This is a genomic window from Pseudomonas sp. PGPR N4 (assembly GCF_059693665.1).
In genome coordinates, this window is sequence record NZ_JCAUKV010000001.1 from 2,067,478 (window position 1) to 2,091,253 (window position 23,776).

The window sequence follows — 23,776 nt, forward strand, 5'->3', positions numbered from 1 at the left end:
AGTGATGCCGGTGGCTGTTTGTTGATTAGAATGCACCTGAGCGTCATTGCGCCACATCCAGATGCAGGTCGCCTGCACTCAGGCCGCACTGCGACGACACGCCACTGCGACCATGGTCGACGCTGACGACGCGCAAGGCACATGCCAGACTTGTTCACCGGGCCCACGCTCTACCCTATTGCTGCGGAGTTTTCATGTCGTTGTCCAGCGGGCTGATCGCCGTGGTCGCCCTGGTCTATATGGCCATCATGTTCGCCATCGCCTTTTACGGCGACCGCCGCAGCACGCCTCTGCCGCCGCGCCTGCGCGCCTGGGTATATAGCCTGTCGCTGGCCGTGTACTGCACCAGCTGGACATTCTTTGGCGCGGTCGGCCAGGCCGCCGAACAGCTCTGGGCGTTCTTGCCGATCTACCTGGGGCCGGTGCTGCTGTTGGTGTTCGCGCCGCAGGTCGTGCAGAAGATGGTGCTGATCAGCAAGCAGCAGAACATCACCTCGATTGCCGACTTCATCGCCGCACGCTATGGCAAGTCGCAGAGCCTGGCGGTGGTGGTGGCGCTGATCTGCCTGGTCGGCGTACTGCCCTACATTGCCTTGCAGCTGAAGGGCATCGTGCTCGGCGTCAACCTGTTGATCGGCGCCAATGCCGATGCCACCGGCACCCGTGTGCAAGACACCGCACTGGTGGTGTCATTGGTGCTGGCGCTGTTCTCGATCGTGTTCGGCACGCGCAGCCTGGACGTCACCGAGCACCACCGCGGCATGGTCCTGGCGATTGCCTTCGAGGCGCTGGTCAAGCTGCTGGCGTTTCTTGCCGTGGGCGTGTTCGTGGTGTTCAACCTGTATGACGGCTTCGACGACCTGTTCACCCAGGCGCGCCAGTCGGTGCAGTTGGAGAGTTACTGGCAGGAGACCATCAACTGGCCGTCGATGGTGGTCCAGACCGGGGTGGCAATGATGGCGATCATCTGTCTGCCGCGGCAATTCCACGTCACCGTGGTCGAGAACATCGAAGCGCAGGACCTGCGCACGGCGCGCTGGGTGTTCCCGATGTACCTGGTACTGGCAGCGCTGTTCGTGGTGCCGATTGCCCTGGCTGGGCAGATGCTGCTGCCGGGCACGGTGATCTCCGACTCGTTCGTGATCAGCCTGCCACTGGCCGAAGCGCATCCAAGCCTGGCCTTGCTGGCCTTTATCGGCGGCGCCTCAGCGGCCACCGGCATGGTCATCGTCGAGGCGGTGGCGCTGTCGACCATGGTCTCCAACGACATGCTGCTGCCGTGGCTGCTGCGGCGCAAAAACGCCGAGCGCCCGTTCGAAGCGTTCCGCCACTGGATGCTCTCGGTGCGCCGGGTGACCATCGTGGTAATCCTGTTGCTGGCGTATGTCAGTTACCGCCTGCTGGGCTCCACCGCGAGCCTGGCGACCATTGGCCAGATCGCCTTCGCTGCGGTCACCCAGCTGACCCCGGCGATGCTCGGCGCGCTGTACTGGAAGCAGGCCAACCGCCGTGGCGTATTCGCCGGGCTGGCGGCGGGGATCTTCCTCTGGTTCTACACCCTGGTGCTGCCGATTACCGCGCACAGCCTGGGCTGGTCGCTGCAACTGTTCCCAGGCCTGACCTGGCTCGACAGCAACCCACTGAACCTGCCGATCACGCCACTGACCCAAGGTGTGGTGCTGTCGCTGGCGGGCAACTTCATCCTGTTTGCCTGGGTCTCGATCCTGTCGCGCACGCGCGTGTCCGAGCACTGGCAGGCGGGCCGGTTCATCGGCCAGCAAACCAGTGAGCGGCCCAACAGCCGTTCGCTGCTGGCGGTGCAGATCGACGACCTGCTCAACCTCGCCGCCCGCTTTGTCGGCGAAGAACGCGCCCGGCAGAGCTTCATTCGCTTCGCCTACCGCCAGGGCAAGGGCTTCAACCCCAACCAGAACGCCGATGGCGACTGGATCGAACACACCGAACGGCTACTCGCCGGCGTACTCGGCACCTCCTCGACCCGCGCCGTGGTCAAGGCTGCCATCGAAGGCCGCGACATGCAGCTGGAAGACGTGGTGCGCATCGCCGACGAGGCCAGCGAGGTGCTGCAGTTCAACCGTGCGTTGCTTCAGGGTGCCATCGAGAACATCAACCAGGGCATCAGCGTGGTTGACCAGAACCTGCACCTGGTGGCCTGGAACCGGCGTTATCTGGAGCTGTTCAACTACCCTGAGGGGCTGATCAGCGTTGGCCGGCCGATCGCCGATATCATCCGCTACAACGCCGACCGCGGCCTGTGCGGCCCGGGCGAGGCGCAGGTGCATGTGGCGCGCCGGCTGCACTGGATGCGCCAGGGCCGGGCGCACACCTCCGAGCGGCTGTTCCCCAATGGTCGGGTGATCGAGCTGATCGGCAACCCGATGCCGGGTGGTGGTTTTGTCATGAGCTTTACCGACATCACCCCGTTCCGCGAGGCCGAGCAGGCCCTCAAAGAGGCCAACGAAGGCCTCGAACAACGGGTCGCCGAACGCACCCATGAGTTGTCCCAGCTCAACCAGGCGCTGACCGAGGCGAAGAGCCGGGCCGAGGCCGTCAGCCAGTCGAAAACCCGATTCCTCGCCGCGGTCAGCCATGACCTGATGCAGCCGCTCAACGCTGCACGCTTGTTCTCGGCAGCGCTGTCGCAGCAAGCCGAGGGCATGAGCAGCGAGTCCCAGCAACTGGTGCAGCACATGGACAGCTCACTGCGTTCGGCTGAAGAGCTGATCAGCGACCTGCTGGACATCTCGCGCCTGGAAAACGGCAAGATCACTCCCGACGTGAAAGCCTTTGCCCTGAGCGATCTGTTCGACGCGCTGGGCGCCGAGTTCAAAGTGCTGGCGGCAGAAAAGGGCCTGGAGTTCCGTGTCCGTGGCAGCCGCCTGCGAGTGAACAGCGACATCAAGCTGCTGCGCCGGGTGCTGCAGAACTTCCTGACCAATGCCCTGCGTTACGGCAAAAGCCCGATCCTGTTTGGCGTGCGCCGCCAGGGCGGCCGGCTATGGCTGGAAGTGTGGGACCGCGGCCCGGGCATCACCGACGACAAACTGCAGGTGATCTTCCAGGAGTTCAAGCGCCTGGACAGCCACCAGACCCGCGCCGAAAAAGGCCTGGGCCTGGGCCTGGCGATCGCCGATGGTCTGTGCCGGGTACTCGGCCATGCCCTGGAGGTGCGCTCGTGGCCGGGCAAGGGCAGCGTGTTCCGGGTCAGTGTGCCGATTGCCAGCGGCAGCGTCGCGCCGGCTGCAGCCGTTGAACAGCAGCCGGGGCAACCGCTGGCGGGCCTGCAGGTGCTGTGTGTCGACAACGAAGACAGCATCCTGCTCGGCATGAACAGCCTGCTCAGCCGCTGGGGCTGTCAGGTCTGGACTGCGCGCAATCGTCAGGAATGCGAAGCGCTGCTGGCCAATGGCATGCGCCCGCACCTGGCGCTGGTCGACTTTCACCTGGATGAAGGCGACACCGGCACCGAGCTGATGGCCTGGCTACGCACGCGCCTCGGTGAGCCGGTGCCGGGTGTGGTGATCAGCGCCGATGGCCGCAGCGAAACCATTGCCATGGTCCACGCCGCCGGCCTCGATTACCTGGCCAAGCCGGTCAAGCCAGCCGCCTTGCGCGCTCTGCTCAACCGCCATCTGAGCCTGGTTCAGTAAGCGCTTCGTCACTCAAGGCGCGCTCCAGCAAGTCCGCCGGCAGGCTCTTGCTGGCCCGCGCGCCGAGCAACTTGAGCTGCTCACTGCGGCTGATCAGGTTGCCACGCCCTTCACAGAGCTTGTTGCGCGCAGCGGAGTAAGCCTTGTCGACCTGCTGCAAGCGACTGCCGAGCTCGTCCAGATCCTGGATGAACAAGACGAACTTGTCGTACAACCAGCCGGCCCGCTCGGCGATTTCCCGCGCGTTCTGGCCCTGGCGCTCCTGCTTCCAGAGGCTGTCGATCACGCGCAGGGTGGCCAGCAAGGTGGTAGGGCTGACAATCACGATCTGCCGATCGAAGGCCTCCTGGAACAGGTTCGGCTCGGCCTGCAATGCCGCGGAGAAAGCCGCTTCGATCGGCACGAACAGCAGCACGAAATCGAGGCTATGCAGCCCCTCGAGGCGGCTGTAGTCCTTGCCGGACAAGCCTTTGACGTGGCTGCGCAGCGATTGCACATGCTGCTTGAGCGCCGCTTCGTCATTGCCGCTGACCCACTGCTGATAGGCCGTCAGGCTGACTTTGGCGTCGACCACCACCTGCTTGTCGCCGGGCAGCATGATCAGCACGTCTGGCTGAAAGCGCTCGCCGTCGGCGCTTTTCAGGCTGACCTGGGTTTGATACTCGCGGCCCTTCTCCAGCCCTGCGTGTTCGAGGACCCGCTCAAGAATCAGCTCGCCCCAGTTGCCTTGGGTCTTTTGCCCTTTGAGCGCCTGGGTGAGGTTGGTGGCTTCATCCGACAGGCGCAGGTTGAGCTGCTGCAGACGCTCCAGCTCCTTGCTCAGCGAGAAGCGCTCACGGGCCTCCTGCTGGTAGGTTTCGTCGACGCGCTTCTCGAAGGCATGGATACGTTCCTTGAGCGGATCAAGTAACTGTCCGAGTTGCTGCTGGCTGGTCTGGGTGAAGCGCTGCTCGCGCTCGTCGAAGATCTTTGTAGCCATTTCGGCGAACTGCGCGCGCAGCGTGTCGCGGGCCTCTTGCAGGTCTTCCAGGCGCTGCTGATGGCTCTCCTGCTGCTCGCGCAGCTCGGCTTGCAAGCCGGCGGCATGGGCTTCCAGGCGGCGCAGCTCGGACTCGCGGTTGCTGCGTTCGAGTTGCCAGGCATGGGCGGCGTCGCGGGCATTGTCACGCTCGACCTGCAGCAGTTCGACTTCGCGGCCCTGGGCGGCCAGGCTGGCCTGCTTGGCGCTATTGGCCTCGGCCAGGTCGCTGATTTCGTCACGGCTGGCGTCAAGCTGGGCCTGCAGCCCTTGCTGCGCGAGCAATGCCGTGCTCAGGCGCTCTTCGAGCAAGGCCCATTGGCGCTGCTGGGCAGCATGGCGCTGCTGTAGGTGCCAGACCCAGCCTAGGCAAGGAATTGCCGCTGCTACAAGGCCCAGCACGATGCTGAGCAGATCGACCGCCATAGCTACCTCAATTGCGTCTATCCAGAGGCAGGCAGCTTAACAGGCCGGCGCAGCGGCTTCAGGAAGGATTGTGCTCGCTGGCCGGATTCAACCGGGCGTACTCGGCCTGAGCCTGCGGATCGCCGGCACGTGCGGCCTGGCGCAGCAGCTCGTGGCCGATACGCCGGTCGCGGGCATTGCCGCAATCGCGACAGAGCATCTGCCCCAGACGGCTCTGGGCGACCACCACCCCTTGCCGCGCAGGCTGCTTGAGCAGGCGTCCAGCCAGGTGTTTGACGCTGTGCTTCTCGCCCAGGCGCGGACTATCGAGCAGCCACAAGGCGACCTTCAAGGAAAAACGCTTGGGTGCAGGCGCAGATACAGACGATGGAGCGAGGTTTTTACCGCGAAAATTCATAACCGACAGCGATGGCAATTCGTGAGGCGCGCCACTCTACCGGATTTTTCAACGAAAGGGCTGCGCCTCTGTTGATGAAATTTTCACAAAATCTGCCGTTCCTTTATTGACCTTTTCAAACGGGCCACACCGCCCCGACTATTTCGACAGGATTGTCCGACAGCAATCGAAAGTGCTGGCACGCCCGTGCTAGAGCGAACGCGCGGGACAATCCACAGAACCTGTGGATAACTCGGTGGACAACCACTTCATGATGTCTTCAAACCCTTGTGAAATGGGGGCTGCAGTCAAGTTGACGATTTTTTCACCAGCTCAAATAAGTGTTTTTTTTCATTGACTTAAGGACGCGGCCCAGGCATTGCCCGAGCTATCCGAACGAATGGCGCAGCCTGACAATGGCTGCGCTGAATGTGTACAAGTGCACCGCAATGCTGCAACCAAATGAACCAAAGTGGCCCATCTCGGCTAATAAAGGCTATACAATTGCCCCTTCACAGGCGTGTGCATAAGCGCCATAATGATCGGCTTCGCGGGTCATTCTCTAAATAAATTTGCCAGCCTTGGATTAATCCTGTAGGGTGGCCCTCGTTAGTACCCAGCTGAAAGTCAATTCTGGCCAGTAAGGTCCCTGCAGTGCCCGGCTCCCCCCAAGAGCACGAACTGCTGAAACAGGACCGGCCCTTTCGATGATTCACTCGGCAGCCAAAGCTGCTCAAGCGCGAATCACCCTTGCAGATTGATCGGGATCTTCACCCAGAGGCCATGAACCTTTGCCTCGGTGTGCCTGCCCGCCTTTTGACGTACCTACCAGTCAGCCAAGCGCCTACCTAATTTGATGCGCCACCTCTGGCTGCCCTGTTCCAGTCAGGTTCAGCGCCACTTTAATAAAGGCGTCACTGGAACGTTTATAAGATGCACGGATCGAATCCCGTGTCCAAAGCAGGAACCTCCACATAATGACAAATCATCATCAGTTTCACAGTGCCGTTGGCACGCTTTCCCAGGCCTTCGCTCCATTGAAGTGCCTCATCGTTGCCCCGCGTAAGGGCAGCTTCAGCTTCACCCTGGTTGACGAGCATGGCATTGCTTGCCACAGCGAACGTCTGTATCCAGAGCAGTACAACCGCGCCGGCCCACTGCAAGCAGTGATCGACCGCACGCGTCAGTCGCTGGTCGCGTAAGGGCTGAATATCAGCCCATTCGCGCGCTGAATTTGCCATCGAAACTACTGCCGGTTGGCTCTTGGCTTAATTGCTGCAAAGCATATGGCCCCCAACCTCTGGCAGTAATCGATTTAAAAACAGGCCTTTACACCGTGATTATCACACTACACTTCAACTCGAGCGGTGCGATCCGCTTCCGACGGGCCTGACCCTTCCCCAGCTGCCAAGCTCCAGCGCCCGTCGGCCCTTAATTGAATGAGGGCATCATGGGTATCGCTGCCAGTGAATTGTGTCGTTATGTAATCAAACCCACCCTGGTTTACCTCGGCCGGCATTGCGCCAGCGCCGAAGCCTTGCTGCTGGGTGTTGCAGCCAGCCAGTCGGGTTTGGGCTCTGCCCTGCACGACCGCCGCGGGCACGGCCTCTACCGAATCGGCGAAAGCCGCCACCAGGCGCTCTGGGACGAGTTTCTTGCCCACGACCCGGAACTAGCCAGCCTGATCCGCGGCCTGGCCAGCCAGCATGCCTTCCTGCGCGGGCCGCACCTGGAGCTGGCCGTCAACCTGCGCTACTCCACCGCCATCGCCTGGATGCTGATCGAACAGCGTGCGTTGCCCTTACCGGCGGCAGACGACCTGCTCGGGCACGCGCGAATATGGCGGCAGATTTTCCATCCGCAGGGACGGCTGCGTGACTTCACCCATGCTTGGCATACCTGCATCGAGCCAGTGATGGCGCCGGAGTCGTAGGACTGCTCCTACAGAAATCGAGAAAAAGTACGATTTTGGTCGGATTGTCCTACAAAACCGCTCTATCTCCTGCGTTTGAGCCTATAGCGCGACGCGCGATTTGTTGGTAGCTTTTCGCCCCGGAGATCCCAAGGAGTTTCACAATAATGAAAAAATCAATGCTCAAAACCTCCCTCGGCGTTGCTGTTGCCCTCGCTTCCAGCCAATTGCTGGCCAGCGGCTTTGCGCTCAACGAGCAGAGCATCAGCGGTATGGGGACAGGTTTCGCGGGTCGTTCTTCTTCTGCCGAAGACGCCAGCACCGTGTTCGGCAACCCTGCCGGCATGTCGCGGCTCAAGCGCGAACAAGTCACCGTCGGTGGTGCAGCCGTGATTGCCAAGTCCAAGATTAGCGGTCAAGGCAGCTATGGCGGTGAAACCGATGGCGATATGGTGCCGGTCGTCGGCGTCCCCATGGGTTACTACGTCAAGCCGATCGATGATCACTGGAGCGTCGGTTTTGGTGTCTATGTGCCGTTTGGTCTGGTTACCGACTACGGTAGCGACGACGCTGCGCGCTACTGGGGCAAGAAAAGCCATGTAGAAGTGGTCACCTTCCAGCCGACTGTCAGCTATGCCTTCAACGACAAGGTATCGATTGGTTTCGGCCCGACCATCAACCGTATCGAGGGTGAGCTGGGTTCCAACCTCAACCAGCGGTTCATCGGTCAGGGCGATGGCGAAGTGAAAATCAAAGGCGACGACGTTGCCATCGGTTACAACGTCGGCGTCATGGTCCAGGCAACTGATCGCACCCGCCTCGGCCTGACCTATCACTCGATGGTCGACTACAAGCTGGAAGGCAAAACCCGCGTCAGCACAGCACTGATCGGCCCGTACAACGGTGACAAATTCGACGCCAAGTTGAATATCAAGACGCCGGAATCGGTGGACTTCTCGGTCACTCACGAACTCGACGACCAGTGGACGCTGTACGCCGGCAGCACCTGGACCCGCTGGAGCCGCCTGAAGGACATCACTGTCGAGAACGACGTTCCGGCAGCGCTGCGCGGTTCAGCGTTCCAGACCATCAGCGAAGAGCAGAACTGGCATGACACCTGGGCGCATGCCATTGGCGCATCGTACAAGGTCAACAAACAATGGACGCTGCGTACTGGCTTCTCGGTCGATCAGTCGCCGACCAACAACGAAAACCGCTCGCCGCGGATTCCGACCGGTGACCGCAAGATCTTCAGCCTTGGCGCAGGCTGGAGCCCGAACGAAGATATGACCATCGACGTGGCTTACTCCTACCTGTGGGAAGAAGACACCAAGGTCAACAACCAGCCGGGCACGGCGCAGGAAGGCCTGTTGAAAGGCTCGTACCAGGCCAAGTACGAAAACAGCGCTCATGGCGTAGGTGCATCGCTGACCTATCGCTTCTGAGGTTGAGGTACGGGGGCCGCTCTGCGGCCCCCAATTCACCCTGGCACAGGCCAGACATCACCTAGACACTCCTGCAGATAATCCATGAACGCACGCACCTTGGCGGTCATGGCAGAGCGGTCCGCCACGCATACAAACACATCCATCGGCTCGGTCTGCGCGTAGGCCTGACCTGCATCGCGGTTTTCAAACAACGCCACCAGCGCTCCCGACTGCAAATGCGGCCTGACGATAAACTCGGCCAGGCGAGTGATACCCCCGTCGTTCACGGCCATTTGCGCCAATGCATCGACATCATCGCTGACCAGCACCTGGCCAAACTCGGCGTCAAAGCGCAAGCCGTCACGGACGAACCCCCAGCGCAGGTAACGGCCATCCACCGGATACCGGAACACCAGGCAACGGTGCGTGCGTAGCGACTCGGGCGCAGGCGGCATGCCCATCTTGGCCAGATAACCGGGCGATGCGCAGCAGACGAAAGGAATCTGCGCCAGATGGCGGGCGACCAGATTGTCTTCCAGCTGGGCGTTGATACGCAGGCTTACATCGACCCCTTCCTTGGCGTGATCGACGCGTCGATCATTCGTTACCAACTCTATTGAAAGCTGCGGGTATCGCGCGCTGAACGCCGGGATCAGCGGCGCCAGCACATGCCGGCCAAATGCTGACGTCGAGGCAACGCACAGCCGCCCCTGGGGCTCGCTGTAAGGCGTGGTCACCGCCAGTTCGGCCAACGCCAGATCATGCTCGATTTGCCTGACTCGCTCGTAATAAAGGCTGCCCGCCGGCGTCAGGCTCATGCTGCGCGTGGTTCGAGCCAACAGGCGCACCTGCAGGTGCGCTTCAAGCCGGGCCAGATTCTGGCTGACCGCGGCAGGCGACAGGCCCAGCGTGCGGGCGCCAGCGGCAATGCTGCCGGTCTCGACCACCTTGATGAAGCTGCGAATGGTATTGAGCAGATCCACAGGACAGATCCCGATATTCGTAAGATTCTCTTTATAAAGAACTCAACGAATCCGGTCTACAAGGCCAACCGAGCACTTGCTAACCTGCAAGCCTGAATCGGCTAACCAGGGAGAGCTCTCTCATGCAAGAACTGCCTCAAACCCGCTCTAACCGTAAGTTGCGCCCCGCCGCCACGCCTTATGTATTCGCTCTGTATATGTCGGCGATCATGGCGTGCCTGATGTGCTTCGTCATCACCGCTGCCAATTCCGGCATCAATGACGATTACCTGCGCAACGTGTTCAAAGCCTACCAGCTGGCCATGCCGGTAGCCTTCTTATGTGTGTTGATGGTACGGCCAGTGGTAGTGCGCCTGGTTGCACTTACCGTGCACCCGCACTGACATCACGGCTTGGACGCGATGGCCTTGGCGATGGCGGCCTTGAATTCCGGATCGTCCGGTTTGGTCAGGCTGGAGAAGTTACCAATGACCTTGCCCTGGCGATCAACCACGTACTTGTAAAAGTTCCACTTTGGCGCGCTGCTTTGCTTGGCCAGCTCGGCGAACAGGGGCGTGGCATCGTTGCCGCGCACGTGCTGCGCCTGGGTCATGGTGAAGGTGACGCCGTAGTTGGCGTAGCAGACCTTGGCGGTCTTCTCGCTGTCTTTGTCTTCCTGCTTGAAGTCGTTGGAGGGCACGCCGAGGATTTCCAGGCCTTGTTCTTTATTGGCCTTGTAGACGGCTTCCAACCCTTCGAACTGCGGAGCGAAACCGCAGTAACTGGCAGTATTGACCACCACCAGCGGTTTGCCGGCGAAGCGCTGGCACAGGTCGATCTGCTCTTTGCCGCCCAGCCTGGGCAGGCTGCCCTGGAGGAGTTCAGGGCAGTCCGCCGCCCAGCTCGCGGCCAGCGGAGCCAGGCACAGCAACGGTATCGATAGCCAGCGTGCATGCATCATTCTCAGTCACTCCTGCAAGTCCTTGAACCTGCAGGGTAGCCCTTAACAGACGCCCATGCCCAGCTGCATCAATGCCAGACCGCCCTGCTGCCATCCCCACCAGGCCACCGCCAGCAGCAGCAAGCCTGCCCCGGCCAGCAAGCCCTGCAGCACATAGCGCCTCATGCCGGCTGCGCCTGCAGGCGCGCGACAGGTCGTTCGCGCACTGGCCAGTTGAGCCCAGCCGCGACCAGGCTGAGCACAATCGCAATCTGCCAGACCAGGTCATAGTTGCCCGTCTGGTCGTAAACCACCCCGCCCAACCAACCGCCGAGGAACGCCCCGATCTGGTGGAACAGGAAGACGATCCCGCCCAGCATCGACAGATTGCGCACGCCGAACAGGGTTGCCACCGTGCCGTTGGTCAGCGGCACCGTCGACAGCCACAGCAGGCCCATGGCGATACCAAACAGGTAGGCACTGAACTGGGTCACCGGCGCCCACAGGAACAGAACAATGACCACCGCGCGCAGCAGGTACAGCGCGGTCAACAGGCGTGGCTTGGACATCCGTCCACCGAGCCAGCCGGCGGTGTAGGTGCCGACAATATTGAACAAGCCGACCAGCGCCAGCACCGTTGTCCCGGTTGCGGCGGGCAGATGTTGGTCAACCAGATACGCCGGCAGGTGCACACCGATGAACACTACCTGGAAACCGCAGACGAAAAAGCCCAGCGCCAGCAGCCAGAAGCCCGAATGCGAACAGGCCTCGCGCAACGCCTGGCCGAGCGTCTGATCGACGCCCTGGCTGGGCATGGGGCGATCCTTGAGCATGGCCACGAACGGCACGATCAGCGCCACCATCAGGCCCAGCACCAGCAGCGCCGCCGACCAGCCCAGCCACTGAATCAGGCCCTGGGTGCCTGGCAGCATGGCGAACTGGCCGAACGAGCCGGCGGCGCTGGCGATACCCATGGCCATGCTGCGCTTTTCCGCTGGCACCGCGCGGCCGACCACGCCGAGGATGACCGAGAACGAGGTGCCGGAAAGGCCGATACCGATCAGCAGGCCGGCACTCAGCGACAGCGACCAGAGCGAGTCAGCCATGCTCATGGTCAGCAGGCCAGCGGTATAAAGGATGCCGCCAATGATCACCACCTTCGCCGCGCCGAGGCGGTCCGCCAGGGCTCCGGCGAAAGGCTGGGCGAGGCCCCAGATCAGGTTCTGCAGGGCAATGGCAAAGGCAAATACCCCACGCCCCCAGCCAAATTCCGTGCTCATGGGATTTAGAAACAGGCCAAAGCCATGGCGCACGCCAAGCGACAAGGCCAGGATCAATGCTGCGCCGAGAAGCACCCAGCCGCTGGTTCGCCACACCGATGTCATTATTGTTTTCTCCAGCAAGCCGCAAGGTTAATTACAGGTATATACCCGTTTATAGTCGAACCACGTCAGGCCAAAACGCCCAGCAAGCGCACCAGTTCGTCACGTTGTCCGGCGCCGAGCTTGTCCACCAATGTCAGTTGTGCCTGCTCCCAGGCCGGGCCGGCGTCATGCAGGCAGGTCGCGCCCGCCTCGCTCAACAGCACCACCCGATTGCGCTGGTCGGCACCTTCGGCCAACGTCACTAGGCCTTCGGCCTCAAGCACCTTGAGGTTGCGTCCCAGGGTACTCCGGTCCAGGCCCATGACTTGCGCCAAAGTGGTTATGCTCGGGCGGTCCAGCCGCTGCAGCTGACGCAACAGGGAAAACTGGGCAACGTTGATGCCGAAGTCAGCCAAGGCCTCGTCATAGTGTCGGCTAACCCCGCGGGCGGCACGACGTAGGTGGGTGCAGATGCATTCACTGGTCAACATGATTACGTGTATATACCCGCACTCCATTTGTTGCAACAGGTTTCATCTGCGCCCTAAGCACCGGGGGCACCTGCCTGCGGCTGCAAGCGTCGTCGAATCGGCTCGAATGCGGGGGTAGCCTTGCGCGCTATTGGATCTGCCGCGCCCTCATCGATGGCTTGCCAGTAACGCCATGGCACCTTGCCGGTGCCTAGCTCATAGTCCATGCCATCCCAGCTGTCTTCACGGAAGCTGTAGAAGGCCCAGTGCAGCGCGTTGCTGTCGGTAACTGCGAGCACGTCTTCAAGATATTGCTGGCAGCCGGGCAGACGGCGCATGCAACCGAACTCGCCGACCACCAGGCGCGAACGCGGCAACTGCACGGCATCGGCCCAGTCCAGCGACTGCTGCAGGTATGCCGCCACACGCTGGCCGTCCCAATGCTCTTCGCGCCCGGCGAACGGCACCGTACCCGGATAGGCCAATGGCACCTTGCGGGTCATGTTGGGCGCGCTGGTGGCTGCGTACGGTTCGTACATATGCACGCTGTAGAGCAAGCGCTGATCAGCCAACGGCTCTGGCCAGTAACTGAACGCATCAGCCGCAGCAAACCAGCCGGCATCGAGCATGATCGGGGTGACGCTATCAACCTCTCGGACGGCTGCAATGATCTGCTTGTACAGCGCTGGCAGGTCGCGTGCGCCGCCCTGTTGCGCGACGTACCACTGGCGCATCTGCTGGCGGTCGGCATGCTCGGCCAGCCCGCCCTGCTTTTCTGGTGCGGGTTCGTTGATCAAGTTGTAACCAGCGACTGCCGGATGGTCCTTGAGCACATCCGCCAGGTCACGCCAGAACGCAGCGGCCTGGTCCCAGTAGCGTTTGTCTTGCCACAGGCGGTCATCGAACCGGCCTTGATTGTTCTGCGACCAGCGCATGCCCGGCAATGAGAGCGGCGCGATGACCACCTTGAGCCCGGCGGCATGGGCGTGGTCGAGCACCTGACGTAACTGACTCACGTCAGCAGCCGTCAGGCCTTGGTAGGCGTCGGCATCGCCGAGCAGGAAGTCGCGTTGCTCCGGGCGCCATTTGTCGTAGGACAACCGCACCCAAGTGGCGCCGTAGCCATGCAAGGCTTCGAAGTAGGCTTGGGTCGGTGGCAGCCGATTGAAACTGTTGCCGCCATGGCGCGGTGTATCCCAGAAACTCATGAGATCGGCCGCAGGAACGTGCGCGCTGGTCAGGAGCAACAGGCTGGCGAGAATCCACTGACGCATGAGCAGTGCCTCCAAGGTAGAGGTTAACGGGCGGCCGAGGATACGCCCGCCCCTGCCCAGCGGCATCTAACGAACGATTGCCGCAAATTGCACGATATTTCCAAACATTTACCGAGCGCATATGACTCAGGCCAGTGGCATCAAGGCCAGGCTCAGCACCACTGTCAGCTCCAGCAATTCCAGTACGGCACCGGCGGTATCGCCGGTGGTACCACCCAGCCGACGGCACATCGCACGGCGCAGGCCGATAAACACCAGCAACGCCAGCAGCCCTGTGCACAGCGCAGTCCAGCCGCCGAGCAAGACGCAACCCAGCACGGTGGCGAGCAGGACTCCGTTGCCGGCGCGACGCGGCAAGTGCTCTGCCAGGGCTTGCCCCAGGCCACCTGCGCGAACATACGGAGTACTCAGGAACAACCCAAGCATCGCCGCCCGTCCAACTACAGGCGCCAGCAGCAGCCAAGCCCCCGCATCGCGCTCGAGCAACACCCACAGCGCGCAGAATTTGAGCAGCAGCACCAGCATCAGGGTGACCACTGCAATTGGCCCGCTGCGCGGGTCTTTCATGATCAGCAGCGTGCGTTCACGATCACCGAAGCCGCCCAGCCAGGCATCGGCGCTGTCGGCCAGTCCATCCAGGTGCAGCGCCCCGCTGAGCAGTACCCACAGTGTCAGCAGCAGGGCCGCCTGCAACGGCGCGGCGGTGCCTTGCAAGAGGTAGCTGGCCAGCCACAGCAGCACGCCAAACAGCAAGCCCACCAGTGGATAGAACAGCAACGAGCGGCCCATCTGACGCGGCTCGGGCATGCCTGCCAAGGTCACGGGCAGGCTGCTTAGAAACTGCAGGGCGATCCACCAGGGCAGCATCTCAGAGCACCTCGTGAAGGATGCCGGCCTGCCACTGCAGGCGCGCCCGCGCACCGTGGCCGACCTCGACCTGCAGCAACTGCTCACGCGGCAAGCCTCGCGCCCGCGCCAGCAGCAGGCGCATCACACCGCCGTGGGTCACCAGCAATACATGCCGCCCGGCATATTCGAGCGCAAGGCGGTCGATGGCCGTCAGCACCCGTTCAGCGAAGGCGGCCACCGGCTCGCCGCCGGGCGGCGTGTAGGCGTAAGGATCGGCCCAGAACTGGCCGAGCTGATCGGCCTGGTCCTGCATGATCTGCAGCGCTGTGCGCCCTTCCCAATCACCGAAGTGCAGTTCACGGATATCCGCTTCGCGCTGCACCGGCAGCGCCAGTTGCTGCCCCAGCTCGTCGGCAAACAGTGCACAGCGCTGCAATGGCGAGGTGATCAGCGCCTGCCACGGAGCGGTCTGCTCCACTGCCGTACGCATCTGCGCCCACCCCTTGGCCGTCAGGGCGTCATCCAGGCTGCCACGCAGGCCGCCGCCCAGTTCGGTTTCGCCATGGCGCAGCAGGTCGATGATCATGCCGGGCGATCCGCGACTGCCGCTTCGGCAAAGGTCGCCATTTGCCCGTGCAGCGCGCAGGCCAGCCGCAGCAGCGGCACCGCCAGAGCTGCGCCACTGCCCTCGCCCAGACGCAGGCCGAGGGCGAGCAACGGCTCGGCCTGCAGCGCCTCGAGCAGCACCTGATGGCCCGGCTCGGCGCCTTGATGGGCAAACAACAGCCAAGGCCGGCACTGCGGATTGAGGCGCACGGCGACCAGCGCCGCGACGCTGCAGATAAAGCCGTCGACCAGAACTGCAACACCCTGCTGGGCACAGCCCAGATAAGCCCCCACCAGCGCGGCAATTTCAAAGCCGCCGACACAGGCCAGCGCCCGCAGCGGGTCATCTGCCTGCAGGCCATGCAGCTTCAGCGCGCGCTCGATCACGGCGGCCTTGTGTTGCACACCGACACTGTCCAGGCCAGTGCCCGGGCCACTCAGTTCACGCGCTGGGCAAGCCAGCAGCACGCTGGCCAGGGCCGCCGCAGCGGTGGTGTTGCCGATGCCCATCTCACCGCCAATAAACAGTTGAGTACCCTGCTCGGCAGCACGCTGGGCGCTGTCGCGGCCGGCCTGCAGGGCAGCCTGCAATTGCGCGTCGGTCATCGCTGGCTGCTGAGCGAAGTTGGCGGTACCGGTCCCCAGTTGCAGGTGGCGTACACCTGGCAGCTGCAGGCTCGGCTCGATGGTACCGAGGTCGACCACCTCAAGGCTCGCACCCAATTGCCGCGCCAGCACGCTGATCGCCGCACCGCCGCCGACAAAGTTACGCAGCATCTGCCCGGTCACGGCCTGCGGGTAGGCCGAGATGCCCTCCGCGACCACGCCATGGTCACCGGCAAAAATGCTGATGGCGACCTGCTCCAGGCTTGGCCGCTCGCGGCCCTGCAGGCCGGCCAGGGTCAGCGTAAGGGTTTCCAGCTGACCGAGTGAGCCGGCCGGTTTGGTCAATTGCTGCTGACGCGCACGGGCCCGTTCGATGGCAGCGTGATCAACAGCTTGGCAGGCATCACGCCACCAGAAAGGGTTCATAGAGCAGGTCCTTTAAGCATGAGAGGGAGGCCGGCGACCGTCAGCACCACGCGCTGGCAGCGCTCGGCCACCGCCTGGTGCAACAGGCCGGCCAGGTCGACGTAGCGGCGGGTCAGTTCGCCCATGGGCACCACGCCCAGGCCGCTTTCGTTGCTGACCAGAATCAGCGTGCCCGGCAATCCCGGCAGGCACTCGAGCAGCGCATCGCGTTCAGCAGCGAGGCGCTCGGGGTCGTCGAGCATGAGCAGGTTGGTCAGCCACAGGGTCAGGCAGTCGACCAGCAGGCAGCGGCCTTCAGCGGCTTCGGCGCGCAGCACAGCGGCGAGCTGCACGGGCTCTTCGATCAGGCCCCAATGTGCCGGACGGCGCTGGCGATGCAACTGCACGCGCTCGTTCATTTCGCCATCGAGAGGCTGGCTGGTGGCGATGTAAGTCACCGGCAGTCCGCAGCTGTCTGCCAGTTGCTCGGCCAGGCGGCTCTTGCCCGAGCGGGCACCACCCAGAATCAGACTATGCATGGCCGGCGACTCCACACAGTTGGCGCAATTGGTCAGTGTCCAGGTGCTTTTCGATCAGGTCAGCCAAGCGCTCGATATCGCGCTCGCGCAGTGCTTCATAGTCGATGCTCTGCACGGCTTCCAGGCCCGCCCAGCGCAGCAGCGCCGCGCAGGACTGGCTGCCTTCGAACAGGCCGTGCAGATAGGTCGCGAGGATCTGCCCGTCAGCGCTGATCGCGCCGTCGCAGCGGCCGTCGGCCAAGACCACCGCAGGCCGCTCCAGCGCCGCGCCCTGGGTGACGCCAGCGTGGATCTCGTAGCCGGCCACCGGTGACTGCTCCAGCAGCAGGCTGCCGGCAACATTGCGTAGTTGTTTGTCGGCTGCAAGTTCGGTGACGTAGTCGAGCAGGCCCAGACCCGGGCTGGTGCCTGCGGGGCCCTCCAGCCCGAGCGGATCGCGCACTTCATGGCCGAGCATCTGCAAACCGCCACAAATGCCGATCAGCTTGCCGCCGTAGCGCAGGTGACGCTCGATGGCCGTGGCCCAGCCACGCTCGCGCAATTGCGCGAGGTCGGCGCGCACGCTCTTGGAGCCGGGCAGGATGATCAGGTCGGCCGGCGGGATCGGCTGGCCGGGCCCGATGAACTGCAGATCGACCTGCGGATGCAGGCGCAGCGGGTCGAAATCGGTGTGGTTGCTGATCCGCGGCAGCACCGGCACGATCACCTTGAGCACCTGCTCGGCCTTGGCCGGCTGGCGCGCATCGATGGCGTCCTCGGCCTCCAGGTGCAGATCGGTAACGTACGGCAGCACGCCCAGCACCGGTTTGCCGGTGCGCTGCTCGAGCCAGTCGAGGCCCGGCTGGAGCAAAGCGATGTCGCCACGAAAACGATTGATGACAAAACCTTTGACCCGCGCCTGCTCGCTGGCCGAAAGCAGCTCGAGGGTGCCGACCAGATGGGCGAACACGCCACCACGATTGATATCAGCCACCAGAATCACCGGGCAGTCGACCGCCTCGGCAAAGCCCATGTTGGCAATGTCGCCAGCACGCAGGTTGATCTCGGCCGGCGAGCCGGCGCCTTCGACCATCACCACCGGATATGCCGCTTGCAGGCGTTGGTGCGAGGCCAGCACGGCCTGCATGGCGATGGCCTTATAGTCGTGATAGGCGACCGCATTCATGCTGGTCACGGCGCGGCCATGGATGATCACCTGGGCACCGGTGTCACTGTTGGGCTTGAGCAGCACCGGGTTCATGTCGGTGTGCGGTGCCAGCCGGCACGCTTGCGCCTGCACAGCCTGGGCGCGACCGATTTCGCCGCCGTCGGCAGTGACGGCACTGTTGAGCGCCATGTTCTGCGGTTTGAATGGCACCACGGCAACGCCCTGGCGCAGCAGCCAACGGCACAAGGCAGTCACCAGGGTGCTCTTGCCGGCGTCGGAGGTGGTGCCTTGCACCATGAGCGTGGTCATGCCGATTCCTTTTCATAGTCAGCCAGCGCCTGGGCCAGGCGCTGCTCTTCTGCCGCGCAGGCGGGCAGGCCGAAGCGCAGCGCTGCGGGGTGCTCGAACAGGCGCACGAGGATGCCGCGGCGGGCGAGAAATGCATGCAGATGACGGGCTTGTTCAAAACGCAGGTACTGGAACAGCTCGCAGCCGCCGGTCGGCGCCAGGCCTGCGTCGTCCAGCAAAGCCGCCAGGCGCTGGCTGGCCTGCGCGCAGCGGACAGTCTGGGCCAATTGCGCAGCGCTGTCGTTGAGGCAGGCCTGACCCAGCACGCGGGTCGGCCCCGGCACGGTCCACGGCCCGAGCAGTTCGGCCAGGCGGGCCAACAGGCTTGGTTCGGCCATGGCAAACCCCAGCCGCACACCGGCCAGGCCAAAGAATTTGCCGAACGAACGCAGCACGATCAGCCCCGCTCGCTCGGCACAGTCGACCACGCTTTGGGCTGGGCTGGTATCGATGAACGCCTCATCGATCACCAGCCAAGCACCACGCCGAGCCAGCCGTGCATGCCAGGCAAGCAACTGCTCGCGCGTGAACAGCCGGCCGCTGGGGTTGTTGGGGTTGACCACAACAAGCACGTCGAGGCTATCCAGCACCTGCTCGACATCATCCTCGGCCAGCTCGATCAGTTGATGCCCGGCACGCTGCCAGGCGTAGGGATGTTCGGCATAGCACGGCGTCAGCACCCCTACCCGGCCCGCCGCGCGCAGGTGTGGCAAGGCTTGAATGGCGGCCTGCGAGCCTGCCACAGGCAGCAGCTGCGTGGCGCCGTAGTAGTGACGCGCAGCTTGCTCCAGACCATCTTCGCTCTCCGGCAAGCGCGCCCAGGCAGCCTGCGCAATCGCCGGGATTGCGAAGGGCCATGGGGCAATACCGCTGGACAGGTCCAGCCACTGCTCGCGGGCAATCCCGTACTCACGCACTGCGCGTTGCAGGCGGCCGCCATGTTCAAGCATTCAGATACGCTCCCAGACAGATCAGCAGCAGCCACAACCAGACGCCGCGTTGCACCAGGCTCCAGCCGCGCTCGATGGCGTCGGCATCGGCCGGTGGCCCCTCGCCCAACTGCGGCCGCTCGTGCAGCTCGCCGTGATAAACCGCAGGCCCACCCAGCTCGACGCCGAGCGCACCGGCACCGCTGGCCATCACCGGGCCTGCGTTGGGGCTGTCCCACAGTGGCGCCTGACGCCGCCAGCAGGTCAGCGCCAGGCGGGTCTTGCCGAGCAGCGCGTAAGTCAGGGCGACCAGCCTTGCAGGAATGTAGTTGAGGACGTCGTCGATGCGCGCCGCCGCCCAGCCGAAGCGCTCGAAGCGTTCGTTGCGATAGCCCCACATGGCATCGAGCGTATTGCTCAGCCGGTACAGCACCACCCCGGGCGCACCGGCGATGATGAACCAGAACAAAGCAGCAAACACTGCATCGCTGCCGTTCTCCAGGACTGATTCGCTGGCAGCGCGGGCGACGGCAGTTTCGTCCAGTTCAGCGGTCTCGCGGCTGACCAGGTAGCCGACCCGACGCCGGGCTTCGGCCAGATCACCGCGGCGCAGTGCGTCAGCCACCGGCATTACGTGCTCACCGAGGCTACGCAGCCCCAACGCACAGTACAGCGCCAGCACATCGACCAGCCAGCCGATCAGCGGCAGCCAGGACAGCAACAGTGCCAGCAAGGTCAACGGCACCACGGCCAGAAACCAGGCGCTGACGCCATGGCTGCGCCAGCCGCGACCACCCGCATTCAGGCGCTGCTCCAGGCGTGCGGCAAAATTGCCGAAAGCAACCAGCGGGTGGCGCCGTTTCGGCTCACCCAGCAGCGCGTCGAGGGCAACACCGGCGACGGTCAGCAAGGCCACGCTCATGCGCGTTCTCCCCATTGGTTTTCGTAGAGCATGGCGCTCAGTGGCTGTTGTTCGGCCCAGTTTTCCAGGGCCAGCATCGGTGCTGGGTAAAACGCCTCGACCGGGCCCAGGCAGAGCACCGCCACCGGCTTGGCATCGGCTGGCATGGCCAGCAGCTCGGCCAGTGCCTGCGGGTCGAACAACGATACCCAGCCCATGCCCAGGCCTTCGGCGCGCGCGGCCAGCCAGAGGTTCTGGATCGCGCAGGCGAGCGAGGCCAGGTCCATTTCCGGCAAGGTGCGGCGGCCGAAAATGTGCGCTTCGCGCTTGTCCATCAGCGCTGCCACCCAGAGCTCGGCGCAGTCGTTGATGCCTTCGACCTTGAGCTGCATGAATTCGTCGGAGCGCTCGCCAAGGGCTTCGGCGGTGCGCACCCGCTCCTGCTCGACCAGTGTCTGGATGCGTCCGCGCAAGTCGCGCTGGCTGATGCGGATAAACCGCCACGGTTGCATCAGGCCAACACTGGGGGCCTGATGCGCGGCCGTCAGCAGGCGTGTAAGCACCTGCGGCGCTACTTCGCCACCGGCAAAGTGGCGCATGTCGCGGCGCTCGCCGATCGCCCGGTACACCGCGGCGCGTTCGGCATCGGAGAAGGCATGCTCGCTCATGGTCGCAACAGCGCCGCCGCCGCGTGGGGGTCAGAGGGGAAATAGAAGTGCACGTATGAGGCCGTCAGCCGGCCCAGGCGGTACACCGCCTCGTTGCCGCGGCCGCCGTTGGGGCTGAGGCCACGGGCGATTGGCTCCAGCTCGCTGGTGGTCAACGAGTGGTGATAGGTGTGCCCACGCAGGGTGCCTTCGGGCAGTTCCACCGCTTGCAGGGCCAGTGCTGCCAGGCGCTTCTGCATCACCGCCTCGCCAGTCAACAAACCAACCAGCGCGGCGCGCTCACCGGCAACATCGGTCAGGTTTTCAAGCAGGTAGAGCATGCCGCCGCACTCGGCCAAAAGCGGCTTGCCTGCACTGTGGTGAGCGCGAATCGCGTCCAGCATCGGCGTATTGGCGGCCAGCGCATGGTGGTGCAATTCGGGGTAGCCGCCTGGCAGATAGAGGCTGTCGACCTGCGGCACCTCGCTGTCGTGCAGCGGCGAGAAAAATTCCAGCTGCGCGCCCATGGCCCGCAGCAGGTCGAGGTTGGCGCCATAGATGAAGGCAAACGCTTCGTCCTGCGCTACGCCAATGCGCACCCCAGCCAGCGAGGGCAACGGTGCTGGCAAAGCGGGGCCATCGAAGCTCACCGCTGGCGGCAGCGCTGCATCGCAGCTGCCAGCCAGGGCCTCGGCGGCAGCGTCGAGGCGCTGGTCAAGGTCGTTCAGTTCGCTGGCTTGCACCAGGCCCAGGTGGCGACTGGGCAGCTCGATGCCGCGCTCGCGCGACAGCCCGCCGTACCAGCGCAGGCCTTCGGTCAGGCTGCCTTCAAGTAGTTGCGCGTGGCGCAGGCTGCCAACCCGGTTGGCCAGCACCCCGGCGAACGGCAGATCGGCCTGGTAGCGTGCCAGGCCCAGGGCCAGCGCACCAAAGGTCTGGGCCATGGCGGTACCGTCGATCACCGCCAGCACCGGCACGCCGAAATGGCGCGCCAGATCAGCGCTGGACGGAGTGCCATCGAACAAGCCCATGACCCCTTCGATGAGGATCAGGTCGGCCTCGGCGGCAGCTTCCCAGAGCAGTCGCCGGCTCTCTTGCGCGCCGATCATCCACAGGTCGAGCTGGTACACCGGCGCGCCGCTGGCCCGCTCCAGAATCATTGGGTCGAGAAAGTCCGGACCGCACTTGAACACCCGCACCTTGCGCCCGAGGTTGCGGTGCAGGCGCGCCAGGGCTGCGGTCACGGTGGTCTTGCCCTGCCCGGAAGCGGGCGCTGCGATCAGCACCGCCGGGCACTGGCGCGGGTCACTCATAGTTCCACGCCCTTCTGCGCGCGGATACCGGCCTGGAAGGCGTGCTTGAGCATGCCCATTTCGGTGACGGTGTCGGCCAGTTCGACCATTTCCGGTTTGGCGCCGCGGCCGGTGACGATCACGTGCTGCATTGGCGGACGAGCCTGAATGTCACTGAGCACCTGGTCCAGGTCGAGATAACCATGCTTGAGGGCGATGTTCAGCTCATCCAGCACAACGAAATGAATCGACGGGTCCTGCAGCATTTGCCGCGATACCGCCCAGGCGGCTTCTGCCGCGGCGATGTCGCGCTGGCGGTCCTGGGTTTCCCAGGTAAAGCCCTCGCCCATCACGTGGTAGCGCACCTGCTCGGGGAAACGGCGGAAGAACAGCTCCTCGCCGGTGCTGTTGCGACCCTTGATGAACTGCACCACGCCGCACTGCATGTCATGGCCCAGCGCGCGGGCGAGCATGCCGAAAGCCGAGCTGCTTTTGCCCTTGCCATTACCGGTCAGCACCAGCAGCAGGCCGCATTGATTGGGAGAGTTGGCGATGCGCTCGTCGATGATCGCCTTTTTGCGCTGCATGCGCGCCAGGTGGCGTTCGTCGCGTTCGGGGTTGTCGCTCATAAGGTTCTCCGCAAGTGCCTGCGCGCGCACCGGGCGGCGACAGATCGAAAGGCAGGCAAACGGAGAACGCGCAGGCGCCGTGGCGCAAACCACAGTGAACTGTGCATCACCCTCCGTGATGCCGTTGGCAGTAACAGGCCGGTCTCCGGGCTCGTGAGCGCTACGTACGCGGCTCACCTACCGTTGCGGGGGCAGCGCCGGACTGGTACCGGCTTCCCAGTTTCACCCCGCCAGACCGCAGTCCGCAGGGCACCTGAAACACGCCGCGAAGGTTAGAGGGTTGCACCGGGAGCGTCAATGAAACAAGGCCGGTTTGGCCTGGATCAATGGCCGATTCGACAGTACAGCGCAGACTGCTAGCATTGATATCATATCGCCATCACTGTAGCTGACCGCGATAATCACAATAAGGAGTGCGCAGCATGCAAGGTCTGATCATCAACAACCCGCGCCTGGAGTTTTTGCGTCCTGCCCTGGAGCGCTGGGTCGACTGCATCGATCGCTTCGCCGAACTCAACCATGCCAGCGACGCGCCTTACTGGCATGGCGCAGCGGCCAACGTCGGCCTGCTGGCTGCGGCTGCCTGGCAAGCCGAGCTGGTCGCCCTGACCCAGTTTGCCAGCAGCAAGCAACGCGAAGAAGGCGAGCGCGAAGGCCGTTGTGACCTGGCCATCAGCACCGCCGAGGAGTCGATCCACCTGCACGCCAGCCAGCGCTGGCCGCGCATCGCCCGGCTCGACCTGACCGCCGCCCTGCAAGAAACCACCAGCGCCGCCAAGCCGATTGCCTATGCCAGCCAGCTCAAAGCCGGGGCGCTGTTCGTCAGCCCGTGGAAAGCCGGCCAGCACGCCAGCCCGGAAGAACTCCAGGACCTGGTCGATGACCTGCAAAAGCACACCACCTGCGCCGTGGCCTGGTACTTCCCGTACGCCTATCGCAAGCTGCACAACGAGCTCGGCCAGTATTTCCCTGGTGTTGCATTGCTGTTCAAGCAAGCGTGAAGCAGCCCTGCGCCGCGCCGGGTTGAACCTCGCCCGG

At 63.7% G+C, this 23,776-nt stretch carries 23 protein-coding genes, 1 pseudogene and 1 riboswitch; of the genes and pseudogenes, 6 read left to right on the forward strand and 18 right to left on the reverse strand.

What is annotated here, in order from left to right; translation table 11 throughout:
- Positions 1-194: 194 nt before the first annotated feature.
- Entirely contained in the window at positions 195-3,671 is a 3,477-nt protein-coding gene (locus AC58X1_RS09275; protein ID WP_150570926.1) for a hybrid sensor histidine kinase/response regulator, read from the forward strand.
- Here AC58X1_RS09275 and AC58X1_RS09280 read toward each other — a convergent pair.
- Both AC58X1_RS09280 and AC58X1_RS09285 read right to left on the reverse strand, forming a co-directional pair.
- Positions 3,643-5,001, reverse strand: coding sequence for a DNA recombination protein RmuC (locus AC58X1_RS09280; protein ID WP_178080838.1), 1,359 nt, complete (start codon positions 4,999-5,001; stop codon positions 3,643-3,645). The genes AC58X1_RS09275 and AC58X1_RS09280 overlap by 29 nt on opposite strands.
- Before the next feature lie 181 nt (positions 5,002-5,182).
- Positions 5,183-5,512 (reverse strand): annotated as a pseudogene (locus tag AC58X1_RS09285) (sel1 repeat family protein); the annotation flags it as partial.
- Positions 5,513-6,468: 956 nt separating this feature from the next.
- Between AC58X1_RS09285 and AC58X1_RS09290 the strand changes: the two are divergent.
- From AC58X1_RS09290 to AC58X1_RS09300, 3 genes are all read left to right on the forward strand, one after another.
- Positions 6,469-6,693, forward strand: coding sequence for a hypothetical protein (locus tag AC58X1_RS09290; RefSeq protein WP_101321718.1), 225 nt, complete (start codon positions 6,469-6,471; stop codon positions 6,691-6,693).
- Positions 6,694-6,941: 248 nt separating this feature from the next.
- Positions 6,942-7,424, forward strand: coding sequence for a hypothetical protein (locus AC58X1_RS09295; RefSeq protein WP_497428728.1), 483 nt, complete (start codon positions 6,942-6,944; stop codon positions 7,422-7,424).
- A gap of 146 nt (positions 7,425-7,570) precedes the next feature.
- Positions 7,571-8,848 carry an OmpP1/FadL family transporter gene (locus AC58X1_RS09300; protein WP_101321720.1) on the forward strand — a complete coding sequence of 426 codons (1,278 nt, stop codon included), beginning with the start codon at positions 7,571-7,573 and terminating at the stop codon, positions 8,846-8,848.
- Positions 8,849-8,883: 35 nt separating this feature from the next.
- Here the strand turns inward: AC58X1_RS09300 and AC58X1_RS09305 are convergent, their stop codons facing one another.
- Positions 8,884-9,813 carry a LysR family transcriptional regulator gene (locus AC58X1_RS09305; protein ID WP_497428729.1) on the reverse strand — a complete coding sequence of 310 codons (930 nt, stop codon included), beginning with the start codon at positions 9,811-9,813 and terminating at the stop codon, positions 8,884-8,886.
- Positions 9,814-9,935: 122 nt separating this feature from the next.
- Here AC58X1_RS09305 and AC58X1_RS09310 point away from each other — a divergent pair, with 122 nt between their 5' ends.
- Positions 9,936-10,196 carry a DUF2798 domain-containing protein gene (locus tag AC58X1_RS09310; protein ID WP_150570929.1) on the forward strand — a complete coding sequence of 87 codons (261 nt, stop codon included), beginning with the start codon at positions 9,936-9,938 and terminating at the stop codon, positions 10,194-10,196.
- Positions 10,197-10,198: 2 nt separating this feature from the next.
- Here the strand turns inward: AC58X1_RS09310 and AC58X1_RS09315 are convergent, their stop codons facing one another.
- From AC58X1_RS09315 to cobO, 15 genes are all read right to left on the reverse strand, one after another.
- Entirely contained in the window at positions 10,199-10,750 is a 552-nt protein-coding gene (locus tag AC58X1_RS09315) for a glutathione peroxidase (RefSeq protein WP_497428789.1), read from the reverse strand.
- Between the two features lie 45 nt (positions 10,751-10,795).
- On the reverse strand, positions 10,796-10,918 hold the full coding sequence (locus AC58X1_RS09320) for a hypothetical protein (RefSeq protein ID WP_256585591.1): 123 nt from the start codon (positions 10,916-10,918) through the stop codon (positions 10,796-10,798).
- Entirely contained in the window at positions 10,915-12,117 is a 1,203-nt protein-coding gene (locus AC58X1_RS09325) for an MFS transporter (RefSeq protein ID WP_150572528.1), read from the reverse strand. Before AC58X1_RS09325 ends, AC58X1_RS09320 begins: the two co-directional genes overlap by 4 nt.
- A gap of 65 nt (positions 12,118-12,182) precedes the next feature.
- Positions 12,183-12,587, reverse strand: a complete 405-nt coding sequence (locus AC58X1_RS09330) for a MarR family winged helix-turn-helix transcriptional regulator (RefSeq protein WP_101321724.1) — start codon at positions 12,585-12,587, stop codon at positions 12,183-12,185.
- 53 nt (positions 12,588-12,640) lie between these two features.
- Entirely contained in the window at positions 12,641-13,840 is a 1,200-nt protein-coding gene (locus AC58X1_RS09335) for a glycoside hydrolase family 5 protein (RefSeq protein ID WP_497428730.1), read from the reverse strand.
- Between the two features lie 126 nt (positions 13,841-13,966).
- Positions 13,967-14,707 (reverse strand): adenosylcobinamide-GDP ribazoletransferase, encoded by a 741-nt coding sequence (locus AC58X1_RS09340; protein ID WP_150572526.1) that lies wholly within the window; start codon positions 14,705-14,707, stop codon positions 13,967-13,969.
- A 1-nt stretch (position 14,708) separates the two neighbouring features.
- Positions 14,709-15,275: an alpha-ribazole phosphatase family protein gene (cobC, locus tag AC58X1_RS09345; protein WP_259078918.1), complete on the reverse strand. Its 567-nt coding sequence runs from the start codon at positions 15,273-15,275 to the stop codon at positions 14,709-14,711.
- Positions 15,272-16,327, reverse strand: a complete 1,056-nt coding sequence (gene cobT / locus AC58X1_RS09350; protein ID WP_497428731.1) for a nicotinate-nucleotide--dimethylbenzimidazole phosphoribosyltransferase — start codon at positions 16,325-16,327, stop codon at positions 15,272-15,274. The genes cobC and cobT overlap by 4 nt, the downstream gene beginning before the upstream one ends.
- Complete coding sequence (gene cobU, locus AC58X1_RS09355; RefSeq protein ID WP_150572524.1) at positions 16,324-16,845, reverse strand: bifunctional adenosylcobinamide kinase/adenosylcobinamide-phosphate guanylyltransferase; 522 nt, start codon at positions 16,843-16,845, stop codon at positions 16,324-16,326. Before cobU ends, cobT begins: the two co-directional genes overlap by 4 nt.
- Positions 16,838-18,301: a cobyric acid synthase gene (locus AC58X1_RS09360; RefSeq protein WP_150572523.1), complete on the reverse strand. Its 1,464-nt coding sequence runs from the start codon at positions 18,299-18,301 to the stop codon at positions 16,838-16,840. Before AC58X1_RS09360 ends, cobU begins: the two co-directional genes overlap by 8 nt.
- Complete coding sequence (gene cobD / locus AC58X1_RS09365; protein WP_497428732.1) at positions 18,298-19,290, reverse strand: threonine-phosphate decarboxylase CobD; 993 nt, start codon at positions 19,288-19,290, stop codon at positions 18,298-18,300. Before cobD ends, AC58X1_RS09360 begins: the two co-directional genes overlap by 4 nt.
- Positions 19,283-20,191: an adenosylcobinamide-phosphate synthase CbiB gene (cbiB, locus tag AC58X1_RS09370; RefSeq protein WP_101321732.1), complete on the reverse strand. Its 909-nt coding sequence runs from the start codon at positions 20,189-20,191 to the stop codon at positions 19,283-19,285. The genes cobD and cbiB overlap by 8 nt, the downstream gene beginning before the upstream one ends.
- Entirely contained in the window at positions 20,188-20,838 is a 651-nt protein-coding gene (bluB, locus tag AC58X1_RS09375; RefSeq protein ID WP_101321733.1) for a 5,6-dimethylbenzimidazole synthase, read from the reverse strand. Before bluB ends, cbiB begins: the two co-directional genes overlap by 4 nt.
- Positions 20,835-22,130, reverse strand: a complete 1,296-nt coding sequence (locus AC58X1_RS09380; protein WP_497428733.1) for a cobyrinic acid a,c-diamide synthase CobB — start codon at positions 22,128-22,130, stop codon at positions 20,835-20,837. The genes bluB and AC58X1_RS09380 overlap by 4 nt, the downstream gene beginning before the upstream one ends.
- Positions 22,127-22,738 (reverse strand): cob(I)yrinic acid a,c-diamide adenosyltransferase, encoded by a 612-nt coding sequence (cobO, locus tag AC58X1_RS09385; RefSeq protein WP_101321735.1) that lies wholly within the window; start codon positions 22,736-22,738, stop codon positions 22,127-22,129. Before cobO ends, AC58X1_RS09380 begins: the two co-directional genes overlap by 4 nt.
- A gap of 119 nt (positions 22,739-22,857) precedes the next feature.
- Positions 22,858-23,010, reverse strand: a riboswitch (cobalamin riboswitch).
- A gap of 150 nt (positions 23,011-23,160) precedes the next feature.
- Between cobO and AC58X1_RS09390 the strand changes: the two genes are divergently transcribed.
- Positions 23,161-23,739 (forward strand): hypothetical protein, encoded by a 579-nt coding sequence (locus AC58X1_RS09390; protein WP_150572520.1) that lies wholly within the window; start codon positions 23,161-23,163, stop codon positions 23,737-23,739.
- Positions 23,740-23,776: the final 37 nt, after the last annotated feature.

What these genes read in the sequence shown, in the direction of transcription:
- AC58X1_RS09275 (WP_150570926.1), top strand. Translation starts at nt 195, where the DNA reads ATGTCGTTGTCCAGCGGGCTGATCGCCGTGGTCGCCCTGGTCTATATG.
- AC58X1_RS09290 (WP_101321718.1), top strand. Translation starts at nt 6,469, where the DNA reads ATGACAAATCATCATCAGTTTCACAGTGCCGTTGGCACGCTTTCCCAG.
- AC58X1_RS09295 (WP_497428728.1), top strand. Translation starts at nt 6,942, where the DNA reads ATGGGTATCGCTGCCAGTGAATTGTGTCGTTATGTAATCAAACCCACC.
- AC58X1_RS09300 (WP_101321720.1), top strand. Translation starts at nt 7,571, where the DNA reads ATGAAAAAATCAATGCTCAAAACCTCCCTCGGCGTTGCTGTTGCCCTC.
- AC58X1_RS09310 (WP_150570929.1), top strand. Translation starts at nt 9,936, where the DNA reads ATGCAAGAACTGCCTCAAACCCGCTCTAACCGTAAGTTGCGCCCCGCC.
- AC58X1_RS09315 (WP_497428789.1), bottom strand. Translation starts at nt 10,750, where the DNA reads ATGCATGCACGCTGGCTATCGATACCGTTGCTGTGCCTGGCTCCGCTG.
- AC58X1_RS09320 (WP_256585591.1), bottom strand. Translation starts at nt 10,918, where the DNA reads ATGAGGCGCTATGTGCTGCAGGGCTTGCTGGCCGGGGCAGGCTTGCTG.
- AC58X1_RS09325 (WP_150572528.1), bottom strand. Translation starts at nt 12,117, where the DNA reads ATGACATCGGTGTGGCGAACCAGCGGCTGGGTGCTTCTCGGCGCAGCA.
- AC58X1_RS09330 (WP_101321724.1), bottom strand. Translation starts at nt 12,587, where the DNA reads ATGTTGACCAGTGAATGCATCTGCACCCACCTACGTCGTGCCGCCCGC.
- AC58X1_RS09335 (WP_497428730.1), bottom strand. Translation starts at nt 13,840, where the DNA reads ATGCGTCAGTGGATTCTCGCCAGCCTGTTGCTCCTGACCAGCGCGCAC.
- AC58X1_RS09340 (WP_150572526.1), bottom strand. Translation starts at nt 14,707, where the DNA reads ATGCTGCCCTGGTGGATCGCCCTGCAGTTTCTAAGCAGCCTGCCCGTG.
- cobC (WP_259078918.1), bottom strand. Translation starts at nt 15,275, where the DNA reads ATGATCATCGACCTGCTGCGCCATGGCGAAACCGAACTGGGCGGCGGC.
- cobT (WP_497428731.1), bottom strand. Translation starts at nt 16,327, where the DNA reads ATGAACCCTTTCTGGTGGCGTGATGCCTGCCAAGCTGTTGATCACGCT.
- cobU (WP_150572524.1), bottom strand. Translation starts at nt 16,845, where the DNA reads ATGCATAGTCTGATTCTGGGTGGTGCCCGCTCGGGCAAGAGCCGCCTG.
- AC58X1_RS09360 (WP_150572523.1), bottom strand. Translation starts at nt 18,301, where the DNA reads ATGACCACGCTCATGGTGCAAGGCACCACCTCCGACGCCGGCAAGAGC.
- cobD (WP_497428732.1), bottom strand. Translation starts at nt 19,290, where the DNA reads ATGCTTGAACATGGCGGCCGCCTGCAACGCGCAGTGCGTGAGTACGGG.
- cbiB (WP_101321732.1), bottom strand. Translation starts at nt 20,191, where the DNA reads ATGAGCGTGGCCTTGCTGACCGTCGCCGGTGTTGCCCTCGACGCGCTG.
- bluB (WP_101321733.1), bottom strand. Translation starts at nt 20,838, where the DNA reads ATGAGCGAGCATGCCTTCTCCGATGCCGAACGCGCCGCGGTGTACCGG.
- AC58X1_RS09380 (WP_497428733.1), bottom strand. Translation starts at nt 22,130, where the DNA reads ATGAGTGACCCGCGCCAGTGCCCGGCGGTGCTGATCGCAGCGCCCGCT.
- cobO (WP_101321735.1), bottom strand. Translation starts at nt 22,738, where the DNA reads ATGAGCGACAACCCCGAACGCGACGAACGCCACCTGGCGCGCATGCAG.
- AC58X1_RS09390 (WP_150572520.1), top strand. Translation starts at nt 23,161, where the DNA reads ATGCAAGGTCTGATCATCAACAACCCGCGCCTGGAGTTTTTGCGTCCT.